The organism is Syntrophomonas sp. UBA1041 (assembly GCF_002316705.1).
Lineage (GTDB): Bacteria > Bacillota > Syntrophomonadia > Syntrophomonadales > Syntrophomonadaceae > DTU019.
In genome coordinates this window covers 1-5,335 of the sequence record NZ_DCEA01000121.1, presented here as the reverse complement: position 1 = coordinate 5,335, position 5,335 = coordinate 1, and the positions used below count along the sequence as shown (strand labels likewise).

General features: G+C 49.4%; 6 protein-coding genes. All 6 read right to left on the bottom strand.

Going from position 1 to position 5,335, the window contains the following annotated elements:
• Positions 1–354: 354 nt before the first annotated feature.
• A complete protein-coding gene (locus tag B2633_RS17845) occupies positions 355–951 on the bottom strand; it encodes a superoxide dismutase (RefSeq protein ID WP_483171988.1) in 597 nt (198 codons plus the stop codon).
• A 114-nt stretch (positions 952–1,065) separates the two neighbouring features.
• A complete protein-coding gene (locus B2633_RS17840) occupies positions 1,066–1,956 on the bottom strand; it encodes a DMT family transporter (RefSeq protein ID WP_483171987.1) in 891 nt (296 codons plus the stop codon).
• A gap of 336 nt (positions 1,957–2,292) precedes the next feature.
• Positions 2,293–3,117: a HesA/MoeB/ThiF family protein gene (locus tag B2633_RS17835; RefSeq protein ID WP_483171986.1), complete on the bottom strand. Its 825-nt coding sequence runs from the start codon at positions 3,115–3,117 to the stop codon at positions 2,293–2,295.
• A gap of 2 nt (positions 3,118–3,119) precedes the next feature.
• Complete coding sequence (locus tag B2633_RS17830) at positions 3,120–3,350, bottom strand: MoaD/ThiS family protein (protein ID WP_483171985.1); 231 nt, start codon at positions 3,348–3,350, stop codon at positions 3,120–3,122.
• Positions 3,351–3,378: 28 nt separating this feature from the next.
• Complete coding sequence (locus B2633_RS17825; protein ID WP_483171984.1) at positions 3,379–4,122, bottom strand: 2Fe-2S iron-sulfur cluster-binding protein; 744 nt, start codon at positions 4,120–4,122, stop codon at positions 3,379–3,381.
• Positions 4,123–4,135: 13 nt separating this feature from the next.
• Positions 4,136–5,335 (bottom strand): NADH-ubiquinone oxidoreductase-F iron-sulfur binding region domain-containing protein (locus tag B2633_RS17820; protein ID WP_483171983.1); only part of this gene is annotated, 1,200 nt, incomplete at its 5' end.

The window sequence follows — 5,335 nt, the reverse complement described above, 5'->3', positions numbered from 1 at the left end:
TTATTGATTTCCATATTATGGAACAAGGACTCGTATACCTATCTCCGGAGTCGGACCTTACCCTGATCTGACTAGGACAAAACTAACTTTCAAAAGAGGAGGTTTGGCCAATGCTGAAGAGACTGTGGTGTGCCCTTTCAGGGCATAGATTCGTACCGTTATTCGAGGAAAATACTAATATTCCCCGCTACTGGTACTGCAGAAAATGCGGGAAGCGTTGGGAGTGTTCATAAATAGAGCAAAGTGCCGCGTTAGTTGAGAGTATAAGGGTTTTCTGACCCGGCCCAGATGTCTTGACAAGCGCCAGTCTTGCATCCAGAGGCACCGGGCGTTATAGCGCCCGGTGCCTTCTTGCTATTTTTGCATCAAAGCCACCCTCTGGTTGACATCATCCCAGTTAACCAGGTTCCACCAGGCTTCAACCCAGGCGGCGCGTCTGTTCTGATATTTTAAATAATAGGCGTGCTCCCATACATCTACAATTAAGAGCGGAACCGCGCCCCATTGAGTCAGATCCTGATGCTTCTCGGCCTGTAATACCACCAGTTTCCGGAATACCGGCTGGCATGCCAGTATAGCCCATCCGGAGCCTTCGACTGCGACCGCAGAGGCTGTAAACAACTTCTTGAAGTTATCAAACGACCCGAAGTCGCGGTCGATCAGTTCCGCCACCGCACCGTAAGCAGGGCCTCCGCCCTCCGGCTTCATATTTTCCCAGAACATGGTATGCAGGATGTGCCCGGAGCCGTGAAAAGCCAGTTCCCGCTCGATGTGTTTAATCAAAGCGAAATCACCTTTGGCGATGGCTTCGGATAATTTGCTTTCGGCACTGTTTAAGCCGTCAACATAAGCTTTGTGGTGCATATCATGATGCAGCCTTACGGTTTCTTGGTCGTAGTAGGGCTCCAGAGCATCATATGAATACGGTAAATCGGGCAGGGTATGTGCCATTTTATCCACTCCTTTCTTTCCTAATAATACCAGTATATTTTAACCATTCTCAACTCCGCAGTCACAATAAACCGCTAAAAGTTATATTATTAGTGATGGCAAAAGGGGCGGGCTTTATTCATTGAGGATTTGGTCAGCTCGAGGCCAGTTAACTATTATGAGCCCGGCTAAAATGAGTGTCGCCCCTGCAACAAAACTTAGCGTAAGGTTTTCATTCAACCACAGCCATCCCAGCACTGAACCTACCACAGGCTGAAAACACATGAAAAGTGAACCTACTCCTGCATCCATCAGATCCATGCCTTTGTTCCAGAGAAATAACGCTATCGCGGTGGAAACAATACCGATATATAGGGTTCCCAGCCAAACCAGGCTGCTGGCAAACAACCGTACTTCATAGAACTGCATCTCTCCGATGGCAACCGGAGTGGTAAAAACAGCGGCGAATAACACCGCATAGGTAGTGATGGTCAGGGTCGAATACCGGGCTGAGGCTTTTTTAACATAAATCGATAAGAATGCCCAGGTGATAGCGGCAATGAGCAGGAACAGGCTCCCCTGCCAGCTCTTTTCACTCTCGGGGTTGAAGCCGATCACCATCACTATTCCCAGCATCGACAGAAATAGAGCCGCCAATTTCCGAGCATCCAGAGTTTCCTTCAGTAGAGGGCGGGCCAGTAAAACCGTAAATACCGGCGAACTGGTGGTAATCAGTGCTCCGGTGTGGGCGTCAGACAATTTGGTTCCCAAAAACTGCGCGCCTATCGATACGAAGTAACCGATAAAGCCGATCCAGCCCAAAAGCATTAAATCGCGCCGCTCAATTTTATGCTGGCGGCAGAGGATCATCAATATAAAAAGCACCAGCCCGGCGATAAGATAGCGCAGCCACAACAGGGTAAAAGGAGGCACATAATCCATTACATATTTGCTTACCACATACAGGCTCCCCCAGATACTGGCTGCGAGTGATAATGAGATTGCTCCCCAAAGCTGCTTATTCATACCTTTCCATCCCTTTTAGATTACATTCCACAAAATAAAACACCTCCATCCCGAAAGGATAAAGGCAGATCAGCATAAGCAATTTCTAAGAATTATACCTGCAGCCCCAAAACCATGTCAATAAAAACCGGGCGATTGTATGGTATGCCTTTAGGAGCCGGGTTCAGGGACATGATAAATGAGCGAAAAAGGCCCCCTGATCAAGGAAGCCTTATTTTGCTTAGCTAAATGTAATATGTGCTCAATTTAGACGCACTCTGATTTGGCTGCCTGCATCATAAACTCTCCATTATCAGGTTGGCTCCTACTCTTCTATCGCGATACTCAAAGGCAATATTAATCATCCGTGCACAACTCTATCGTTTCCATGTCCATGTCCAGGAGATTGATCAGCATAATCCGGTTACGCAGCAATTCCCCGCGGCCCAGCAGAATTTTAACCGTTTCAGCCACTTGCAAACTGGCCACCAGGGCGGGAGTGAAAGCCGGAGTAGATAAAATTCGCCCGTTCTCATAATTCTGTCTATAGATTTCTTCAATTACTGTATCACCCGGGAATTGGGTCGTAAGCTGGCCCACCCATCCTTCTACGGCTCCATGCACCAAAGGAATCCCCAACTCCCGGCAGGCAGAACTTAACTTGAGACGATCCCGGGCATTATCCAAGGCATCTATGACTGTTTTACAGCCCGGCAGTACGGTCCTGGCCTGCTCCATATCGAACCGGGACTTTACCGCTTGAAAGCAAACTGCCGGATTAATAGCCTTCAATCTTGATTCTGCCGCCTCCACCTTGCTCTTCCCAAGCAGACTGATATCCGATAGGATCTGACGGTTGATATTATGCTCTTCAAATGCATCAAAATCCCAACCTATAATCGTTCCGATCCCCAGTCGGGCCAGCTGCTCTAAGACGTTGCCGCCCAGCCCGCCGCAGCCTATAACCACCACTTTGGAATTTAACAAAACTTGCTGTTCAGAAACACTGATGGTTCCAATATTACGATGGTAACGCAACGGAATAATCCCCTGGGACAATGCCTGATCTTCCAAAGATCGCTCCTGGACGCCGGTCTGAGAAGATATTTCACGCACCTCTGCCCAGGCCAGGGAACCTGCCTCAGAAAACTTCTTTAATAAACTTGCTGCTTTTTCATCCATTATCAACCACCTGCCACGGGAGGGAATATGGCCAGCACATCTTGCTCTTTTAAGACAGTGTCAAAGCTCGCGTGCCTGCCATTGACGAATATGATCCCGATTTTCATTTCTTCAGCATCAATGGAAAGATCATTTAAAACCTGCAACACATTGGTTCCCTCTGGAAATTCCAAATCATTGACCTTGAATCGTCCTTTGCGCAAGTTGGCAAACAACTTTACCGTGATCTTCATGGCCCCATCCTCCTGTGAGTATAATCAATTATTCCGAAACAAAGACCGCTATTTTTTCCGCCATCATTCTTTTACGGCAGTCTTCACACAGGTCTGACTGGATCACATATTCCGGCTTCCTTGCGGTTAAATGAGCGATTTCTTCACGGCTTGCATAATAGCTGCCGCAGCGCGAACAAGCCTGCATGGCAAAGGCCTTGTTCCAGATGACCCGGATTCCCTCCTTTTCCGTCATTTCAATGGCTCCGGCCGGGCATACCCGGGCGCAGGTTCCACAGCCTATGCACACCGCCGCGGCTTCATCATAGGGAGTGGCAACCCTTTTCTGAGTTCCCCGCATGATGAGGGAAATCGCGCTGCTCCCCAGTTCTTCGCAGGCCCGCACGCAGATATTGCATAGAATGCAGCGTTCTTCGGGATTTTCCTGCAGTGAGTTCTGCGGGCATCCGTACTCTTGAAAAAGCTGTCGCATAACTGGACTCCCGGTAGCCCGCTTGTAGAGCAGCATAATGATATTGCGCCTTATCTTATCTATAACCGGAGTGGAGGTAGTGACTTCAATTCCCTCTTTCACCGGATAGGTGCAGGAAGCGACCACTTCTTTCCTGCCGCCCTCATTGACCTCGACCATACACAGCCGGCAGCGGCCTTGTCCCTCCAGGGATTCATGGTAACAGAGGGTGGGAATATGGATTCCGGCTCTGCGGGCCGCTCCCAGGAGCGTTTCTCCCAAAACCGCGTCAATTTCTTTTCCATCCACGATTATCTTCATAATCCCATACCTCCTATACAACTTTAATAGCCCCGAAATTGCAGCGATTGAAGCAATCACCGCAGCGAATGCACAGTTCCTGGGAGATAGTATGAGGCTCCTTCTTCTCCCCGCGAATAGCCTGCACCGGGCAGTTCTTTTCACACAAGCCGCAGCCGGTGCATATCTCAGGAATTATATCAAAGGTAGTCAGGCTGCGGCATACCCCGGCTGCACATCTTTTTTCATGAATATGGCTGATATACTCGGGGCGAAAATACCTGAGAGTCGATAATACCGGATTGGTAGCCGTTTTGCCCAGGGCGCACGATGATGCCGCCTTCAGGGTTTCGCTCAGATCTTCCAACAGATCTAAATCTTCCATTTTTCCATGTCCTTCACAGATGCGGGTTAGAATCTCCAGCATTCTGTCAATTCCTTCACGGCAGGGAACACATTTGCCGCATGACTCCCCGGCCAGGAAATGGAGATAATACCGGGCCACCTCTACCATGCAGGTATGTTCATCCATTACGATAAGACCGCCTGACCCCATCATTGAGCCCGCCTCGGTCAATGAATCAAAATCAATCTCCAGGTCCAGCAACTCGGCCGGTATGCATCCGCCGGACGGCCCCCCGGTCTGAACGGCTTTGAAAGCCTTCCCTTTGAGAATCCCCCCGCCGATGTCAAAAATGATTTCCCTTAAGGTGGTGCCCATCGGCACTTCCACCAGTCCGGTATTTACTACTTTACCTACCAGGGAAAACACTTTGGTTCCTTTACTGTTCTTACTGCCAATAGACGCGAATTTTTCTGCGCCTGCCAGGATAATTACCGGGATATTGGCCCATGTTTCCACGTTATTGATTATAGTCGGCTTTCCCCACAGCCCCTTCTCGGTGGGATAGACGTATTTATCCCGCGGTTCTCCCGCATTTCCTTCAATGGAGTTCATTAAGGCCGTCTCTTCACCGCAGACAAAAGCCCCCCCGCCCCGTACGATTTCAATATCAAACGCCCATCCCTTGCCCATAATGTCCTCGCCTAAATATCCATTAGCTCTGGCGTCCTGGATGGCTCTGCCCAGATTTTGCACGGCCAGTCCATACTCGTCGCGGACATAGATGAATCCTTTATGAGCGCCTATTGCCATCGACCCGATGATCATGCCTTCAATAACGGTATGGGGATCTCCCTCCATAATGCTGCGATCCATAAAGGCGCCGGGATC

What these genes read in the sequence shown, in the direction of transcription:
- B2633_RS17845 (WP_483171988.1), bottom strand. Translation starts at nt 951, where the DNA reads ATGGCACATACCCTGCCCGATTTACCGTATTCATATGATGCTCTGGAG.
- B2633_RS17840 (WP_483171987.1), bottom strand. Translation starts at nt 1,956, where the DNA reads ATGAATAAGCAGCTTTGGGGAGCAATCTCATTATCACTCGCAGCCAGT.
- B2633_RS17835 (WP_483171986.1), bottom strand. Translation starts at nt 3,117, where the DNA reads ATGGATGAAAAAGCAGCAAGTTTATTAAAGAAGTTTTCTGAGGCAGGT.
- B2633_RS17830 (WP_483171985.1), bottom strand. Translation starts at nt 3,350, where the DNA reads ATGAAGATCACGGTAAAGTTGTTTGCCAACTTGCGCAAAGGACGATTC.
- B2633_RS17825 (WP_483171984.1), bottom strand. Translation starts at nt 4,122, where the DNA reads ATGAAGATAATCGTGGATGGAAAAGAAATTGACGCGGTTTTGGGAGAA.